Annotated in this window: 16 protein-coding genes; 8 read left to right on the top strand and 8 right to left on the bottom strand. The window is 58.1% G+C overall.

Annotation, left to right across the window (positions count from 1 at the left end; genetic code table 11):
- Positions 1-83: 83 nt before the first annotated feature.
- Positions 84-2,810, top strand: coding sequence for a DNA gyrase subunit A (gyrA, locus tag D1823_RS04540; RefSeq protein WP_117868811.1), 2,727 nt, complete (start codon positions 84-86; stop codon positions 2,808-2,810).
- 131 nt (positions 2,811-2,941) lie between these two features.
- Entirely contained in the window at positions 2,942-3,604 is a 663-nt protein-coding gene (locus D1823_RS04535; protein WP_117868810.1) for a hemolysin III family protein, read from the top strand.
- A 157-nt stretch (positions 3,605-3,761) separates the two neighbouring features.
- On the opposite strand, the gene D1823_RS04530 is transcribed toward D1823_RS04535, so the two are convergent.
- From D1823_RS04530 to D1823_RS04510, 4 genes are all read right to left on the bottom strand, one after another.
- Positions 3,762-4,103 (bottom strand): hypothetical protein, encoded by a 342-nt coding sequence (locus tag D1823_RS04530; RefSeq protein WP_117868809.1) that lies wholly within the window; start codon positions 4,101-4,103, stop codon positions 3,762-3,764.
- Between the two features lie 556 nt (positions 4,104-4,659).
- A complete protein-coding gene (locus D1823_RS04520) occupies positions 4,660-6,129 on the bottom strand; it encodes a carboxypeptidase M32 (protein ID WP_117868807.1) in 1,470 nt (489 codons plus the stop codon).
- Between the two features lie 4 nt (positions 6,130-6,133).
- Positions 6,134-7,279: a heme A synthase gene (gene ctaA / locus D1823_RS04515; RefSeq protein ID WP_117868806.1), complete on the bottom strand. Its 1,146-nt coding sequence runs from the start codon at positions 7,277-7,279 to the stop codon at positions 6,134-6,136.
- Positions 7,280-7,338: 59 nt separating this feature from the next.
- Complete coding sequence (locus D1823_RS04510; protein ID WP_117868805.1) at positions 7,339-8,082, bottom strand: RNA methyltransferase; 744 nt, start codon at positions 8,080-8,082, stop codon at positions 7,339-7,341.
- A 155-nt stretch (positions 8,083-8,237) separates the two neighbouring features.
- On the opposite strand from D1823_RS04510, the gene D1823_RS04505 reads away from it, so the two are divergent.
- Positions 8,238-8,858 carry a thiamine phosphate synthase gene (locus D1823_RS04505; RefSeq protein ID WP_117868804.1) on the top strand — a complete coding sequence of 207 codons (621 nt, stop codon included), beginning with the start codon at positions 8,238-8,240 and terminating at the stop codon, positions 8,856-8,858.
- Here the strand turns inward: D1823_RS04505 and D1823_RS04500 are convergent.
- A complete protein-coding gene (locus tag D1823_RS04500) occupies positions 8,855-9,997 on the bottom strand; it encodes a HupE/UreJ family protein (protein ID WP_117868803.1) in 1,143 nt (380 codons plus the stop codon). The two genes, D1823_RS04505 and D1823_RS04500, sit on opposite strands and share 4 nt — an antisense overlap.
- Before the next feature lie 171 nt (positions 9,998-10,168).
- Here D1823_RS04500 and D1823_RS04495 point away from each other — a divergent pair, with 171 nt between their 5' ends.
- The 3 genes from D1823_RS04495 (at position 10,169) to D1823_RS04485 (ending at position 12,712) form a co-directional block, all read left to right on the top strand.
- The gene (locus D1823_RS04495; RefSeq protein ID WP_117868802.1) at positions 10,169-11,062 is read left to right on the top strand and encodes a PfkB family carbohydrate kinase; all 894 of its coding nucleotides are present in this window, start codon (positions 10,169-10,171) and stop codon (positions 11,060-11,062) included.
- Complete coding sequence (locus tag D1823_RS04490; RefSeq protein WP_117868801.1) at positions 11,059-11,970, top strand: pseudouridine-5'-phosphate glycosidase; 912 nt, start codon at positions 11,059-11,061, stop codon at positions 11,968-11,970. Before D1823_RS04495 ends, D1823_RS04490 begins: the two co-directional genes overlap by 4 nt.
- A 64-nt stretch (positions 11,971-12,034) precedes the next feature.
- Positions 12,035-12,712 (top strand): DUF502 domain-containing protein, encoded by a 678-nt coding sequence (locus D1823_RS04485; RefSeq protein ID WP_117868800.1) that lies wholly within the window; start codon positions 12,035-12,037, stop codon positions 12,710-12,712.
- On the opposite strand, the gene D1823_RS04480 is transcribed toward D1823_RS04485, so the two are convergent.
- Together D1823_RS04480 and D1823_RS04475 are read right to left on the bottom strand one after the other, a co-directional pair.
- Complete coding sequence (locus tag D1823_RS04480; RefSeq protein WP_117868799.1) at positions 12,713-13,738, bottom strand: patatin-like phospholipase family protein; 1,026 nt, start codon at positions 13,736-13,738, stop codon at positions 12,713-12,715.
- Between the two features lie 67 nt (positions 13,739-13,805).
- A complete protein-coding gene (locus tag D1823_RS04475; protein ID WP_117868798.1) occupies positions 13,806-14,579 on the bottom strand; it encodes a 3-hydroxybutyrate dehydrogenase in 774 nt (257 codons plus the stop codon).
- 298 nt (positions 14,580-14,877) lie between these two features.
- Here D1823_RS04475 and D1823_RS04470 point away from each other — a divergent pair, with 298 nt between their 5' ends.
- Both D1823_RS04470 and D1823_RS04465 read left to right on the top strand, forming a co-directional pair.
- On the top strand, positions 14,878-16,695 hold the full coding sequence (locus tag D1823_RS04470; protein ID WP_117868797.1) for an extracellular solute-binding protein: 1,818 nt from the start codon (positions 14,878-14,880) through the stop codon (positions 16,693-16,695).
- A gap of 557 nt (positions 16,696-17,252) precedes the next feature.
- Positions 17,253-17,492: a hypothetical protein gene (locus D1823_RS04465; protein ID WP_117868796.1), complete on the top strand. Its 240-nt coding sequence runs from the start codon at positions 17,253-17,255 to the stop codon at positions 17,490-17,492.
- Here the strand turns inward: D1823_RS04465 and D1823_RS04460 are convergent.
- Complete coding sequence (locus tag D1823_RS04460; protein ID WP_117868795.1) at positions 17,481-18,104, bottom strand: helix-turn-helix domain-containing protein; 624 nt, start codon at positions 18,102-18,104, stop codon at positions 17,481-17,483. The genes D1823_RS04465 and D1823_RS04460 overlap by 12 nt on opposite strands.
- Positions 18,105-18,140 lie beyond the last annotated feature (36 nt).

Genomic DNA, 18,140 nt, shown 5'->3' with positions numbered 1-18,140 from the left:
GCTGCTTGCTTGCACCTTATGTGCCGGGTCTGATAAGGTGCATCCACAAGATATAGACCCAGCACAATATACGGGCAGTTTACGTGAGCGATACGCCAGAAATTCCTGAAAACATGGACGAAATCCCGCCCGAGCGCCCTGTCTACGACGGCCCGACGGTCTCCATCGAATCCGAGATGCGCACCTCCTACCTGGACTATGCCATGTCGGTCATCGTCAGCCGCGCGATCCCCGATCTGCGTGATGGGCTGAAACCGGTTCACCGCCGCATCCTGTATGCGATGCACGAAACCGGAAACACCCACGACAAATCTTATCGCAAATCGGCCCGTCCGGTTGGCGATGTGATGGGTAAATACCACCCACACGGTGACAGCGCGATCTATGACGCGTTGGTGCGGATGGCACAGGATTTCTCGATGTCGCTGCCCTTGCTGGATGGACAGGGCAACTTTGGCTCGATGGACGGCGACAACCCGGCGGCCATGCGATATACCGAAGTGCGAATGGACAAGCCCGCAAGCGCCCTGCTGGCGGATATCGAAAAAGAAACGGTCGATTTTCAGGACAACTACGATGGCAAGGACCGGGAACCGACCGTCTTGCCCGCCCGTTTCCCAAACATGCTCGTCAACGGTGCCGGTGGTATCGCCGTGGGTATGGCGACCAACATTCCGCCGCACAATCTGGGCGAAGTGGTCGATGCCACGCTGGCACTGATCGACGACCCGGACCTGACGTCAGAACAACTGATCGAATATGTCCCCGGTCCCGATTTCCCGACCGGCGCCGTTATGCTGGGACGGTCCGGCGCGCGCAAAGCGTATCTTGAGGGGCGCGGCAGCGTCATCATCCGCTCTAAGACCCGCGTCGAAGAGATCCGTAAAGACCGTTACGCCATTGTGGTTGATGAGATTCCCTATCAGGTGAACAAGGCCGCGATGATCGAAAAGATCGCTGAAGCCGTGCGCGAGAAACGCATCGAAGGCGTCAGTCACGTACAGGATGAGTCCGACCGCAACGGTGTTCGTGTCGTAGTGGAACTGAAACGGGATGCCACGCCTGAAGTGGTGCTGAACCAACTTTTCCGCTTCTCGCCGATGCAGACTTCGTTCGGCTGCAACATGCTGGCGCTGAATGGTGGCCGGCCCGAGCAACTGACACTGCGCCGGTTCCTGACCTCGTTTATCGACTTCCGCGAGGATGTTGTCGCGCGACGTACCGCATACGACCTGCGCAAGGCCCGCGAACGCAGCCACATTCTGTGTGGTCTGGCCGTGGCGGTATCCAACGTCGATGAAGTGGTCGCGACGATCCGTTCGTCGGCAGATGCTGCTGAAGCGCGCGAAAAGCTGATGACCCGCCGCTGGCCCGCATCCGAGATCGAAAGCTATCTGCGCCTGATCGACGATCCGCTGTCCAAGATGAACGACGACGGAACCTACAACCTGACCGAGGTTCAGGCCCGCGCAATCCTTGATCTTCGACTGCAACGCCTGACCCAAATTGGCGTCAAGGAAGTCACCGACGAGCTGGAAGAACTGGCTGGTAAGATCAAGGAATACCTTGATATTCTGTCTTCGCGCGAACGCATCATGTCGATCATCGGTGATGAGCTGCGCAGCGTCCGCGAGCAATTCGCCGTCCCGCGTCGCACCGAAATCGTCGACTGGTCCGGCGACATGGAAGACGAGGACCTGATCGAGCGTGAGGACATGGTCGTAACCGTCACCTCGGGCGGCTACATCAAGCGTACGCCGCTTGCCGATTTCCGTGCGCAAAAACGTGGCGGCAAGGGCCTTTCTGGGATGCAGACCAAGGAAGAGGATGTTGTGACCAACCTCTTCGTGGCGAACACACATACCCAGCTGTTGTTCTTCACTACTGAAGGCATGGTCTACAAGCTCAAGACCTGGCGCTTGCCGCAGTCCAGCCGTACCGGCAAGGGCAAGGCGATCGTCAATATCCTGCCGATCCCAACCGGGGTTTCCATCGCCGCGATCATGCCTGTCGATGTGCCGGATGAAGAGTGGGAGAACCTTCAGATCATCTTCGCCACCAGCGCGGGTGACGTGCGCCGCAACCGCCTGTCGGATTTCACCAACGTCCGCCGAAACGGCAAGATCGCAATGAAACTGCCTGAAGGCGTGGAACTGGTGAATGCGCGCATCTGTTCGGAAGATGAAGACGTGATGCTTGTGACCAACTCAGGTCGGGCCATCCGCTTCCGGACTACGGATGTGCGCGTCTTCAACTCGCGCGAGTCGACCGGTGTGCGTGGCATCAAACTGAGCAACGGCGACCGCGTGGTCTCGATGTCGGTGATCCGCCACTTCGAAGCTGACTCAGACGAGCGTGCCGCGTACCTCAAGATGCGCCGCGCCGTAGCCGGTGTCACCGACGATGGTGAGACGGACGATGAAGAAGGCAATGCCGACAGCCTGCTGCCGCAGGAGCGGTACGCCGAGATGTCAGCGGCGGAAAACCTGATCCTGACCATCACTGCCGGCGGTGCGGGCAAGCTGAGTTCCAGTCACGACTACCCTGTCCGCGGACGAGGCGGCATGGGTGTTGCCGCGATGGACAAGGCGATGCGCGGCGGAGAACTGGTGGCTTCTTTCCCGGTTGAACTCGACGACCAGATCATGCTGGCGACATCCAAAGGCCAATCGATCCGGGTTCCGGTGGAAGGTATTTCCTTCCGCTCCCGCTCGGCAGGTGGCGTGAAAGTCTTCAATACCGGAAAGGGCGAAGTGGTCGTCAGCGTTGCCTGGATCGCTGATCAGGGTGATGAGGAAACCGAAGAATAACCCTCACGCTCAATTACGGATCTGAAACAAAACGCTCGCTCTGCGGGCGTTTTGTCATTCTGGATCACGATATCGACAACTCTCGGGATGATCCGCTTGCCCGAAGCCATTCTGCCGCCTAGCTTTTTCTTATGTGGTCATTTGCGCATATCCGACCAGCTTACAGTCGCACGGAACGTATCAGCGACGGGGTGGTCCATGTGCTCGGTGTCTCAAGTGCGTTGGTTGCCGTACCACTTCTGATCACAATGACCATCTATTACCGGTATGATCAATCTGCGGTTCTGGGTGCCTCTGTTTACGGGGTGACGCTGATACTCATGCTCACGTTTTCCGCCTTGTATAACATGGTCGAAAACGAGGAATGGCGCGGGTTCCTGCAGCGCCTCGATCATTCCGGCATCTACGTCAAGATCGCAGGGACCTACACACCGTTTCTACTGTTGTCCGGTGCTCAGCCCCCGGGGCTATTACTCGGATTGTGGTCTTCGGCAACACTTGGGTCGGTTCTCAAGATGCTGGACCCAAACCGGTTCCGCTGGTTCGGGCTTGCGCTATACCTATTGATGGGTTGGGCGGTGGTCTGGGCCGGGCAATCCATGTTGGCAGACCTGTCGCCTACGATCGTTACACTGATGATTGCCGGAGGGCTCGTGTACACGGCAGGGGTCGCCTTCTACCTGCTGGACTGGCTGCCGTTCCACAACACGATCTGGCATGTATTTGTGCTGCTGGGCAGCGTTTTGTTCTTTGCAGCGGTCGCGGCGCGAATTGAACTGTTTCAGGTCGTTTAGGTTAACCTGTGCGTATTTGTTCGGGAAAAAGTTTACGTAAAACGAAAGTTGGCGACGCCCGAAAATAGTATTCCGCGTGAAGCCGAAGACAAATTGCGCGGCATGTCCCGCGACCATCTCTCCGTCTTCACCAGACCCGTTTTGTTTTGGAAGCGCCCTATTCCAAAGCGCTCGCTTTCTCAAACCAGTCAAGCATCAGATCGCTCCAGCCATTTGGAACGCCATGCCCGACCTCATCGCCGATAACAGAAATGATCGAACCAGTATCACAATCGCTCAGAACGCGCTGATCATAGCTATCCTGCGCAACGACTTTATCCCTTTTACAGCCCGCAGAGACCCCAAGCCTTAGTGTGGCTTCCACTGCCCCCATATATCCTGGACCAGACCACGAAGACCCGGAACCCGCGAAAGGAATAACTGTGTCGTCATAACCATGGCTAAAGTACATGTTGAAATCGAAATCTGCTGACGCACGTTTCCCAGGTTCGCCGCGCACTGGTGTTCCAGCAACGAGGGCAAAAGCCTTCAGACGTGGGTCAACATCTGCACAGGCAAGTTACCAAGCGAAGGATTCACCTCGGGAATGGCCAGTGGTTACGATCTGCGCCGGATCAATGGGGGATCGAGCTAAAACGTCCTCAAGCACTTTCGCAATGAACTCAAAATCATGCCGGCCATAATATGCGTCATTCCAAACCCATCCTGTGCCCGGGCCGTTTTGGTACTCAATTTCCAGCGCGGTCGGAGCGACGATGGCATACCCGAGTTCCAGTATCGACTTGACGGGAAATGCACTTTGGATAGCCTTTTGCCCCGTTCCGCGGGATCCATGAAGAAAGATCACGGCCGGAAATTGTCCTTCGCCCTTGGGAATCAATACATTGTATTGTCGCCTGGAAACCATACAAGGGGTACTAGGCCATCACATCCCTGTGCTTGATACAGATGTGAGAAGCTATCCGTAGGTCGCGCTGGTTTGAGTGCTAAAACCAGAGCCATTGCTGCAATGCCAAGAGCAATGAGCCTTACCGTTCAGTTGCCGCTCCGTGCTTTCACAGCCCATATATCGCGCTAAACTTCTGTTCCAGATATCCCAGCAAAGGTTCGGGTCCCGGCTCAATGCCGCTTGCCCGTCGGATAATCTCGCGCGGGGCATAAAGCCCGCCGTGCTGCTGGACGTGTTCGCGCAGCCAAGCAGTTGCGCCAGATGTGTCGCCTTCTGCCAGTTGCGCATCCAGATCGGGCACGCCGCCGCGCAGGGCCTGATACAGGCATCCAGCATAGACGTTGCCCAGCGAGTAGGTCGGAAAGTAACCAAACAGCCCGACCGACCAATGCACATCCTGCAAACAGCCGTTCGACGGCTTGTCCACCGCATAGCCGAAGTCAGCCTTGAAGCGGTCGTTCCACGCCGCCTCAAGTTCGCTGACCTGCAAGTCTCCGGCCATCAGCGCGCGCTCCAGATCGAACCGCAGCATGATATGCAGGTTATACTGGACCTCGTCCGCTTCGGTGCGGATATAGCCGTTGTGAACCCGGTTGACAGTGGCGTAGAAAGCGTCGGCATCGGCAATTCCGAAATCGCCGAATGCGCCATTCATCTGATCGAATAACCAGCCCGTAAAGGCACGGGAACGGCCGAGCTGGTTTTCATAGATCCGACTTTGACTTTCATGCACGCCCATGGACACGCCGCACCCCAGTGGCGTCAGCAGGTAGTCGCGGTCGATCCCCTGTTCGTAAGCGGCGTGGCCGACCTCGTGAATGGTTGAATAAAAGCAGTTGAACGGGTCTGTTTCGCTGGTTCGCGTGGTGATGCGCACATCAAGACCCGAGCCCGAGCTGAACGGGTGAACCGCCTTATCCACACGGCCGTTGTTGAGGTCATAGCCGAAAGCGACCGCCAGCTTTTGCGCAAGCTGCATCTGGGTCATCTCATCAAAGCTGCCGCTCAGCGCAGCAGGTTCCGGGCGATCCAGAACGGCCGCGCGCAAGGCCACCAGACGCGGGCGCATCTCGTCGAAAATGGCCGCGATCTGAGCGCCAGTCGTATAGGGTTCGTAATCTTCAACCATGGCGTCATAGACATCTCCGCCCTGCGCCAGCGCCTCACCTTCCTGACGCTTCAGCGATACGACCTCTTCCAGCACCGGAAGGAACGCCGAGACATCTTCGTCCGCGCGCGCCTGGGCCCAGGTTCCCTGTGCGGCGGACGTAATTCGGGCAATCGCCGTAGCCAGATCGGCAGGCACCTTGACTGCCCGATCATAGGCGCGCCGGATTTCGCGCAGTTGCGCCTTACCGACTTCATCCTGTGGGGCAGCCTGATCCAGCCACTCTGCAACGCGTGGATCCGATCGGCGTGCGTGAAGGACCGCCTCGATAGCGGCCATTTCTTCGGCACGCTGAGGTGCAGCCCCGCGCGGCATGACGGTTTCCTGGTCCCAGCCAAGCCGACCCGCGATCTGGCCCAAAGCCGAGGTTTCACGTTGAAAAGCCATCAGTTCGTTGAAAGCGGTCATATTTTCAAACTCCGCGCACAGATGTTGCGATTGGATAGGCTGTCAGGAATCGTGCGCGCAGGATCAGGGTCCAGACGACAACGGCCATGAATTGGTGGAATATGGCGATCTGCCATGGTGCTCCGTAAACTACGGTCACGATGCCGACTACGACCTGCAACGACAGCGCAGCAAAAGCTGCATTGAAGGCAAAGCGTGTCTGCGGATGCGCGCTGGCGTTGCCACGCCGCCACACGACAATGGCAAAGATAAACAGCAGGTAACCGGCACAGCGGTGAATGAACTGCACCAGTCCGGGGCTTTCAAAGAAGTTTCGCCACACCGGCACCAAAGCAGTGGCATCCGGTGGCAACAATTGCCCCCCAATCAACGGCCAGTCGGTGTAAGACCTTCCGGCGTCGATCCCGGCGACCAGCGCGCCGATGAGTATTTGCAAAAAAGCGAAATGCATCAGGCCAGTCGCAAGCGAGAACAGTTTTGCCTCTTTGGCACGACGCGCCTGCATCAGGTCACGTTCATCGCGGCCAAGCTCAAAGATATACCACGCCAGGAAGCCCAGAATTACGAAGGCTAGCCCCAGATGCGTGGCCAGACGATAACTGGCAACGGCTGTCATGCCCTCGCCCTGCGTCACGCCCGAGGCGACCATCCACCAACCGACCGCGCCCTGAACGCCGCCCAACAGGCCCGGGATCAGCAGCTTGCCGGTCCAACCCGTGGGTACCTTGCGCGCGACAAGAAAGCCAAAGAACCCGATGGCCCAGACCAGCCCGATCACGCGGCCCAATTGGCGGTGGCCCCATTCCCACCAGTAGATAGTTTTGAAGTCACTCAGCTCCATCCACTGGTTCTGGATGCGCCACTGGTCAATCTGCTTGTATTTGTCGAATTCAGCCTGCCAGTCCGCGTCGATCATTGGCGGGATGGCTCCGGTGATCGGGCGCCATTCGGTGATCGAAAGACCGCTGTCGGTCAGGCGCGTCAGGCCTCCGACTGCGATCATCGCGACGACCAAGGCAAACAGGATCATCAGCCAAACGCGGATCGCCTTGCGTGCGCCGCCGCGCCCCCGGTCGATCATACCGGGTTGAACCGCCTGTTGTTTTTCCGTGTCCGAGACCTCTTCGAAGATGCTGCGCTTACCGCTCATGCTGTCCTCATGTCCTGATTTCGTCGCAAGCTAGGGTGTGGCGGAAGATAGGTCCAGCCTCAGCCTTTGTCTTTCCAGCGGACCATCTGCCGCATGATCCCGTGCAGCATCTGCACATCGGCCCGCGTCATCCGCATCCGCGACCACAGATTGCGCAGGTTGGTTTTCATGCCCTCGGCCTTTTCGGGGGGATAGAAGAACCCGGCTTCTTCCAACCGGTCCTCGTAGTGCTCGACCAGTTTTTCAACCTCGATCCCCGTGGCCCAGTCACCTTTGCCCAGATCTGTAGATTCATGCACCACGTCGCCAGTCTGGCGCATCCACTCATAAGCGGTCAGCAAAACGCATTGGCCCAGGTTCAGCGACGCGTATTCCGGGTTCACCGGCACCGAAATGATTGCGTTTGCCTTGGCGATGTCTTCGTTCTCCAACCCCGCACGTTCGGGGCCGAACAGAACCGCAACCTTTTCGCCCGCCGCGACTTTTTCAGCAGCGATCTGCATGGCGCGCTCGGGGCTGTAGACGGGTTTCGTCAGCCCGCGTTGCCGTGCAGTGGTGGCGAAGACAAAGGTGCTGTCGGCCAGCGATCCGGCCAGATCGTGAAACAGCAGTGCTTCATCCAGCAACCGGCCTGCACCGCTGGACATCGCCACTGCCTTGGGGTTTGGCCAGCCGTCACGGGGCGCCACGATGCGCATTCGGTCCAGTCCAAAGTTCCACATTGCCCGGGCAGCAGCACCGATATTCTCACCCATCTGCGGGCGAACAAGCACGAAGGAAGGCTGGGATTTGTCGCTTGGCATGGTTCACCTTATGAAAACTTGGCCTGCTGTAATCGGCACGCACTTGCAGGGCAAGGCGCTGGGGGTGTTATTTGCGCGGCCTCAGCCATAAAAGTTTGCTTCCCCGCCGCAATCCGCTAAACCGCGCCAAAGACTGAAACCCGAAGGACGCGCCCATGGACACCCCCGAGCAGCCGCAGATTTACCTGATAACGCCTCCGACGATCGAGCTGAGCACGTTCCCCGGCAAACTGGCATCGGTTCTGGACGGGGCCGAGATCGCCTGCATCCGCCTGGCGCTGGCTGGCAACGACGAAGACACCATCGCCCGTGCCGCTGATGCCTGCCGCGAAGTGGCCCACGCCCGCGACGTGGCCATCGTGATCTCGAACCACGTGCTGCTGGCGCAACGTCTAGGGCTGGACGGGGTGCATCTGGACGACGGCGCACGCTCGGTCCGCGCCGCGCGCAAGGAACTGGGCACCGATGCGATTGTCGGCAGCTTCTGCGGCGCGTCCAGCCATGACGGCATGACGGCGGGCGAACACGGCGCGGATTACGTGGCCTTCGGACCCGTCGGAACCGCCACGTTGGGGGACGGAACCCGCGCCGACAAGGATCTGTTCCAATGGTGGTCCCAGATGATCGAGGTCCCGGTCGTGGCCGAAGGCAGTCTGACGCCCGAGCTGATCCGTGATCTGGCCCCCTGCACCGATTTCTTCGGTATCGGCGACGAAATCTGGGGCAGCGACGACCCGCTGGGCGCGCTGAACACGCTGCTGGCGGCGATGTCTTAAGCCAGCAACCAGGGTTCAGCCATCCAATACACGCCGATTCCGGCGATCAGCATCGAGGCCAGAACCGAAATCCGGCCTCGTGTTCTGTGTGACCCGCCAGCAACCAAAAGCGCGCAGGCAAAGGTCAGAACAGCCACAAGGATGACAGGCAGTGTATTTCCGACGCCAAACCCAAAAACAGCCGGGGCCAGATGATCGGGCGGCACCCCGATCCTTGTCAAATCCGAAGCCAGTGCTAATCCTTGAACACAACCTGCGGCAAGCACAGCCAACAGTCGCCAGACCTGCAAGTGCCGGGCTACCAGGTTCCATAGCGCCAGAATGATGATCGAGGCCACCAACGCCTGGTCCTGCACATTTTCTGGCACGTCCAGCACGCCGTACGTGCCCAACCCGAGCCCGATAAAAACTCCTGCTGCCAAAAACGCCACCTGAGACACCACAGGCCGCAGGCTCAGTGTCAGCATTACGAGTGTCAGAACAACGATGGATGGCTTGAGGGGGCTTTGAACAAAACGGCTGATCCCCTTTGCGAAATACGTCTGCAGTGTCTGCTCTGTTGTCAGCGATGCCCCGCCCTGCAACGGGATCAGTGGGCTGATTTCTCCGGCAGTCAGAAACCCTGTATACGGGGCCATCACGTTTTGCTGACGAAGAACGACTGACCCGCTGTACTGCGGCCAGGTCAGGCGCAGATTCGATGCATGATCCGGCAAACGGGCAGTCAACAACAATCTGGAAACACGCACTTTTTCCGTGTCGCCCACCACCGGTATACGCACACCTTCATAAGACAGGTCCAGGCGATCAGGCGCTTCGACCACAAGGCTTTGCTTCCAGACCTGAACAAAGTCTCTGATCTGCGGTTCCAGTTCCGACGACACCATCCGCCGCAGAGATCGGTACTGTGTATCGTCAGAATAGGTTTCTGGCTGTGTCGGGTCGGCCCCGGCCAGCATCGCCTCGGCATTCAATTTCACCTCCAGAAACAGCGTGTCAGCTTTGACCCAGAAATCAACAACTGTCGGTGGGGCGGTTTGTGCCTTAACAGATCCAGGAAGCACAGTCAGAAGAACAATAATACTCAGGGCGCAGGTTTTGAGGACTCGAAGGATGGCACGGAAGGCAGGGCCATTCATACGAAACGCTCCAACAGGAAAATCAAATCACCAATCATTGCTCTCGATTGTTCCCGCGAAGGCCACGGATCGCAAGCCCAAAGGAAACATCAGCCCCGGCAGATCGGGAATCTCTTATAGCGATAACGTTCCGGCTTGCACGGGCACCACCGCTGCGGCATGACATCCCGTATGACTCAGAACACCAATATCCTGTGCATCGGCTCGGTCCTGTGGGACGTCATCGGCCGATCGGCCAGCGCCATGAGGCAAGGCTCGGACGTGCCGGGCCGGATCACCCGCCTGCCCGGCGGCGTTGCAATGAACATCGCCATGACACTGGTACGCTTTGGCATGACGCCCACCCTGCTGACTGCCATTGGCCGCGACCCAGAAGGTGACGAACTGGTTCACGCCTGTTCGCGCCTCGGCATGGTGACGGATCACCTCTATCGTTCGCAGGATTTGCCGACTGACCGCTACATGGCTGTCGAAGGGGCGAACGGGTTGATCGCGGCGATTGCCGACGCGCATTCGCTGGAAGCCGCTGGCGCAAAGATACTACGCCCCTTGATGCACGGGCCATTGGGCTACGAAAACACACCGTTTGAAGGCCCAATCGCACTCGACGGCAATCTGACACTGGACCTGCTTGAAGAGATTGCTCAAAGCCCTGCTTTCTCTCGCGCTGATCTTCGCGTGGCCCCGGCCTCGCCCGGCAAAGCCGAACGGTTGCTACCCTTCCTGAAACACGCACGCGCCACGCTTTACGTGAATCTCGAAGAGGCCGGCATCCTGTGTCAGCGCGAGTTCACCGACTCCGAATCCGCCGCTAAGGGCCTGCTGGATCGTGGCGCGCTGCGCGCTCTGGTCACCGATGGCGGCAATTCAGCCACCGTCGGGAGCTCTGATGATATCCTGACGCAAACACCCCCTGCCGTTCTGGTCACACGCGTGACCGGTGCCGGGGACACTTTCATGGCGGCCCATATCGCCTCAGAATCCGGCGGTGCATCCATTGACGAGGCTATGGCCCGCGCCCTGCACGCCGCTGCAACCTACGTTTCCGGAGAAACCCCACTGTGATCGACATTCAATACTCAGCCGAGGTCAGCGCCGCCAAGGACACGGGCCTGCCCATCGTTGCGCTGGAAAGCACCATCATCACCCATGGGATGCCCTACCCGCAGAACATCGAGGTCGCGGCACAGGTCGAACAGGACATCCGAGATGAGGGTGCGGTTCCTGCGACAATGGCCGTGATCGAAGGCAAATTGCATGTGGGGCTGGAGCAGGATCAGCTGCAATGGCTGGGTCAGGCTCAAGCTGTCGCCAAGATCTCGCGCGCGGACATGGCAGCGTGCATCTCGACCGGTGGCACCGGGGCCACCACCGTTGCGGCGACTATGATCGCCGCGCATTATGCCGGGATCGAGATTTTTGCCACCGGCGGTATCGGCGGCGTGCATCAGGGTGCCGAGACCACGTTCGACATCTCTGCCGATCTGCACGAGCTTGGGCATACTCCGGTGACTGTCGTCGCAGCCGGGGCGAAAGCCATCCTCGACCTCGCCAAAACGCTTGAGGTTCTGGAAACGCTGGGCGTGCCTGTGATTGCACATGGTCAGGACGAGTTTCCTGCGTTCTGGTCGGCAAAGTCGCCCTTTGCCGCGCCCCTTCGTATGGACAGTGCCGACGCCATCGCCAAAGCCCACTCCACCCGCCGCGCGCTGGGTCTGCCCGGCGGGCAGTTGGTGGCAAATCCGATCCCGGCCGCTGATCAGATCCCGTCCGAGGAACTGGCCCCGATCATCGCCGAGGCTCAGTCAGATGCGGATGCCCATCGTATCACCGGCAAAGCCGTGACCCCCTATCTGCTGCAACGAATCTTTGAAAAGACCGAAGGCCGGTCCTTGGTCGCCAATATCGCCCTTGTTCGAAACAATGCACGGTTGGCGGCAAAGATCGCGCAAGCGCTGGTCAAACAGAGGTGACGTTAACCTATTGTACCAAGGCCGTGGATTGACTACCTAATTCCGGAAACCATTCGGAACCACCATGAATACACCGTTCGACGAAGAACCTCACCGCCGCCCAGGCATGCTTTCACGGCTGCGCGCGTCCTTTCTGACGGGCGTCGTTGTCATTGCGCCTGTCTGGTTGACGGTCTGGCTGATCTGGTCGGTGGTCGGCTGGATCGATAGCGCGGTTCTTCCACTGGTGCCACACCAGTTCCAGCCAGAACAGTACGTGGGCATCAACCTGCGCGGTGTGGGCGTGGTCATCTTCCTGATCTTCACCATTCTGGTCGGCTGGATCGCCAAGGGTATTCTGGGCCGTTCCCTGATCCACTTCGCCGAAAGTGTTGTTGACCGGATGCCCGTCGTGCGCTCGGTCTATTCCGGGATCAAACAGATTTCGGAAACGGTGTTTGCCCAGACTGAGCGTTCTTTTGAAAAAGCCTGCCTGATCCAGTACCCGCGTCGCGGGATCTGGGCCATCGGCTTTGTCTCCACCAGCGCCAAGGGTGAGGTAAGCGAACGTGCCGAAACCGGCGGAGAGCTGCTGAGCGTATTCGTACCCACGACGCCCAACCCGACGTCGGGGTTTCTGTTGTTCTTCCCCGCAGAAGACGTGATCTTGCTGGATATGAGCATCGAAGACGCAGCCAAACTGGTGATTTCAGCGGGGCTTGTCTATCCGAATGGAAAAGATCCGACCCAGCCACCCGAGTAATCAGCTGAACATCGCAGGCAGATCAATTGTGCTGGTCTGCCCCAAATCGTCCTTGTGTTTGGCAAGAAAACCGTCCGCGGCGTCCCGTCCGGCCTGTTTTAGCTTATGCAGTATGACCGGATTGGGCACGGTCTTGGTGGCAACAGACAGGCTGTTCATCAACTCGTTATCTGCAATTATGTGAACTAGAACGCGGCTCATCTCTCCGGAGGTCAGCTTGCCCTCTTTCAGCAACCGTTGGACAAAGCTGATCGCCCGCAACTCGCGAAATAGGGATGAGTTGAAGCTGATCTCGTTGATCCGGTTCTGAATTTGCTGCGGTGTGACCGGAACTTCGTCGCGCTCCAGCGGATTGATGTTCACGATCACCACGTCATCCGGCAAATCATCGTTGAACAGCGGATAGAGAGCCGGATTGCCGGTATACCCGCCGTCCCAGTAGGCTTCGGTCCGGTTTGTTTTCGGATCAAAAATCTCAACCGCCTTGAACAGGGTCGGTAAACAGGCCGAGGCCAGGATAGCGTCCGTGCTGATCTCGTCGCCGGTAAAGACGCGGATCTTGCCGCTGCGTACGCAAGTGGCACACACGAAAAGGCGCGGGCCTTCTTCCGCGCAAATCTCGTCAAAATTGAACCTGTCCACCACCGGTTCCAGCGGGTTGCTGTAGAACGGCCCATACGCATAGGGCGACACCATTCGCGACCACGCATCCCCGATTGAAAACGGTACCGAATATTCCATCGCCTGCGCAATGGTCGCCGGTTCCAGGCCGCGAAACCAGTTGGCGAAACGCATGTCGCCAATCGCGCCCATTCGCTGCCACAACCCGTCCAGGCGCGCCCGCGCTCCTTCGCGCCCTGAATGAACCATTCCCGACTTGTACGCCGCTGCGTTCAGCGCCCCTGCGGAAGTTCCGGTGATGGCAGCGACCTCGATGTCTTCCTCATCCAGCAGCCGGTCAAGCACACCCCAAGTGAACGCGCCATGCGCGCCACCCCCCTGCAAAGCCAGATTGATCCGTTTCACGTCGCTGCCCCTTCGTCTCTGCAAAAGAATGCTTCGGGGGAATGAGGGCAATGGCCCCCTTTAAACCTCAAAGTGCTGTCCAGCCACCATCGACTGAAATTGTGGTTCCGGTGATCTGAGCCGCCGCGTCCGAACACAGGAAGATAGTCGTTCCACCCAATTGCTCGACGGTGGCGAACTCCTTGGAGGGTTGCCGTTCCAAAAGAATGTTCTTCACCACATCCTCGCGGCTCATGTTGTATTCTTTCATCGTGTCGGGGATCTGCGCCTCGACCAGCGGCGTCAGAACGTAGCCCGGGCAGATGGCATTGCAGGTGATCGGTTCCTGCGCGGTTTCCAGCGCTACGGTCTTGGTCATTCCCACCACGCCGTGCTTGGCCGCAACATATGCCGCCTTGTAAGGGGATGCCGTCAGACCATGGGCCGAGGCGATGTTCACCACCCGCCCCCAACCCGCCTTGCGCATCATCGGCAACGCAGCCGCCGAGGTGTGAAAGGCCGAGTTCATGTTGATTGCGATAATTGCGTCCCATTTTTCAACCGGGAACTTATCGATCGGAGAGACATGCTGAATACCAGCATTGTTCACCAGAATATCACAGGACCCCGCCTGTTCGATCAGTGATCGGCATTCCTCGCCCTTGGACATGTCGGCCTTGATGTAGCGCGCATTGGTTCCGGTCTCTTTCGCAATCTCTGCGGCAAGCGCATGATCTTCATCGCGATCCGTATAGGAATTCAGAACCACATCGGCACCCGCCTTGGCCAGCTCGCGCGCTACGCCCAGCCCGATGCCCGAATTTGATCCCGTGATGATTGCCGTTTTACCGGACAGGCTCATGTCCATTCTCCCTCAAGCGTTAATCAGGCGCACCATGCCATGCTGCACCTGCAAAGAAAACGGGGAAACACATCAGATTGGAATCCCGGCCTGAGACTTCGCGACGCACAAAAAAACGCCCGCACGAAGCGGGCGTTAAGTTATTGAGGCAGGTTTCATACAGGCAAGAAACCTATCGAGCAGTGCAACCTTTATAAGCAATTCTGCGCCTTGGTCCAAGCTAAAAGTTTGATAATAAGAAAAATCATCACTACGATGATCTCCAACAAAATAAGGCCAGAGCAGGATTGTTTCCAAAATGAGCCCGGAATTTCTCCGTCCGTTTCGATCACTTGCGGCGGGAATCGCCAGCATTTTCGTGATGTCTGTCGCCCATGCAGAATCGTCTCATGGCATAGCTATGTACGGGGACCCGGCCCTACCACCGGATTTTGTGTCTCTCCCCTATGCGAACCCGGATGCGCCCAAAGGTGGCAAAGCTGTTTTCGGAAACACGGGCGGCTTTAACAGTCTGAACCCGTTTTTGCAAAAAGGCACTTCGCCATGGCAATTGCCTTTCTGGACCCATGAAAGCCTGATGGGGCGATCCTGGGACGAACCTTTCACACTTTACGGGCTGTTAGCCGAATCAGTTGAGACCGATCCAGACCGGTCCTGGGTCGAATTCACCCTGCGGGAAGAGGCGCGTTTTTCCGACGGCAGCCCGGTCACGATCGATGATGTGATCTGGTCTTACGAGACTTTGGGCACGCAGGGGCATCTGCGCTATCGCGGTCTTTGGGGCAAGATCGACGACATCGAACAAACAGGCCCGCGCTCGGTGAGGATCACGTTCAATGAACCCGATCGAGAGCTTGCGCTGCTGGCAGGGATGCGTCCGATCCTGCAAAAGGCACAATGGGAGGGAAAGGACTTCGCTGACGCGCAACTGCATGATGTGCCGATTGGAACCGGCCCTTATGTGATCGATAGCTACGAAGCGGGACGCCACGTGAATCTGCGACGCAATCCGGACTATTGGGGGAACGACATTCCGTTTCGCCGCGGCACCATGAACCTTAATGAGCTGCGGATCGAATTCTACGGCGACGGCAGCGTCTTGTTCGAAGCCTTCAAGGCCGGAGAGTTGTCGGCCGTCCGTGAATTCAATGCCGACAAATGGGACACGCAATACAACTTTCCCGCTGTGCAGCGGGGCGATGTGATCAAAACTGAAATTCCGCATGGAAAACCTTCGGGAATGACCGGGTTCGTGATGAATACACGAAAGGCCCCGTTCGACGACTGGCGTGTGCGCGAAGCGCTGATGCTTGCCTTCAATTTTGAGTTCATCAACGACACGGTAACCGGTGGCGCCCAACCAAGGATCGCGTCTTATTTCTCGGGGTCCGACCTTGCCATGCAGCCCGGCCCGGCCCAAGGGCAGGTAAGAGACCTGTTGCTTCCTTACGCTGACATCCTGTTGCCAGGCACGTTGGAAGGGTATGAGCTGCCGAAGGGTGACGGGTCGGCCCGGAACCGGGCAAACCTTCGCGAGGCCACCAAGCTTTTGACCGAGGCAGGTTGGACCGTTCAGGACGGCGCACTGCGCAATGGAAATGGTGATGCTTTTCAGGTGACTTTCCTGCTTCAACAGGGCGACAGCGAGATGGCAACAGTGGTCGAGATCTATTCCCGCGCGCTGGAACGCCTTGGCATTCAGGTCACGACGGAACAAGTCGACAATGCCCAATATGTCGGACGCACCTCTGAACTGGACTTTGACGTCACGACGTTCCGCCGGGCGCTTTCTCTGTCTCCTGGCAACGAACAGCGTCTTTATTGGGGCAGCGAGACTGCTGATGCCCCCGGCACACGCAACCTGATGGGCGTATCCTCGCCCGCAGTTGACGCAATGATCGATGCCATGCTCGCCTCAAAAACCCGCGAGGACTTCACCGATGCCACCCGCGCGCTGGACCGGGTACTGACAGCAGGCCGCTATGTCATCCCGATCTGGAGCTTTGACATCGGACGAATTGCGCATGTCAAGGAACTGAAGCACCCGAAAACCCTGCCCATCTATGGTGACGGTCCGCAATACATGCCAGAAGTGTGGTGGTACGACGCCCGGTAGAGGCGTGATCCCAGGGCCAGCCGATGGGTATGTGATCCCGGCGGGTTTTTCCAAGCGGGCATTCCGAACGTCAGAAGCTCGAAGTTTCAGCAGTTCTATACAATCTGCGGTCAGGAAGACTCCATCAGTCGGCAAAATTCAGCACATTGCCGCGTCATACAAGATATCGTTTGATTGCACCCAAACCGCCGTACTGGGCCGCCAACACAATCACCACCGGGTGATCCCGCAGGAAACGCCCTCAAACAGTTTTACTCATCTAGAAAAACCTGTATAAAATGGCATATTTAGTCGTCATAGATAGCTGGTGCCAGCCCAAGATCCCGGACTGCCCGGACAATCGGACGCTGGGAACCAAAGAACAACCGGGCCCGCCACCACTCACACCAAATGTAGGCCCGTCGCCCCGCTGCGGATACTTCGCAGCGGGCACAATTCCCCCCAAAAAAGGCGCGGCCTCAGGATGCGACATTTTGTCATGTCTTTCGTTACGGCACCCCGTTCGTACTCTGATGTGGGGGAGAGCAGTCCTAATCGTTGCTAAGGGAAGCTCATTGATGATGAACTGGACCGATCTTACAAAAGACTGGAGCGCGGCCTGCGAACGCGCAAAGCGGCGTTTTCCGAACTTGCGTGACAAAGACATGATGCGCGTGTTGAAGGATCGAAAAGGATTTGAAGCCTATTTGGCCGAACGTCACCAACTTACAATGAATGAGGCGCATGAGGAGGTCGAAGACTTCCTGTTCACCGAAGGGCTGAACCGTGAATTCAGCAGTGCCGCTTTAAGCAAGTGATGTGACCCAAAGGATAGTCGCGTCTTCGTCACTGACGGAAATCACATTGTGGCCCATGCTGCCGTCGTAATAGGCGCTGTCGCCCCTGCGCATCTCCACCGGCTCATAAAACTCGGTGTAAAGCTTGACGACACCGGTCAGTACATACATGAACTCTTCTCCGTCATGGCGCACCCAGCCGTCAAATTCCTCCATTGATCTCGCGCGGACCCGCGCGCGATAGGGCAGCATTTGTTTCTTGGTCAGGGTTTCGGCCAGCAACTCATGTTCATAAGTGGTTGTGGCGTGCGCCGTGCCGTCGCCCAGACGGGTTATCGCCATACGCCCGATCACCTGATCGCGCTGGGGCGGCGTGAAAAGCTGCGGAACCGAAATCTCCAATCCAGTCGCAAGCTTCTTGAGCGCGTCGTAGGTCGGCGACATCTGCCCGTTTTCGATCTTGCTGAGGGTCGAACGTGCCAAACCGGCCTGACTGGCGGCTTGCTCCAATGTCCATTCCCGTGCTTTGCGCAGCTCTCTCACACGCGCGCCAAGGTCCAACGGTTCAACTTCGGTGTGTTCGCCAGAGTTGCGGGCAATTCGGATCAGAGATTTGGGATCTTGAGTGCTCATGACCCTTCTATAGGCCCGGCCAGCCACGCTTGCAAC

The sequence above is a fragment of the Ruegeria sp. AD91A genome (assembly GCF_003443535.1).
Classification (GTDB): Bacteria; Pseudomonadota; Alphaproteobacteria; order Rhodobacterales; family Rhodobacteraceae; genus Ruegeria.
Note: the sequence above shows the minus strand (reverse complement) of the source record. Positions and strands in the feature narration are given on the sequence as shown.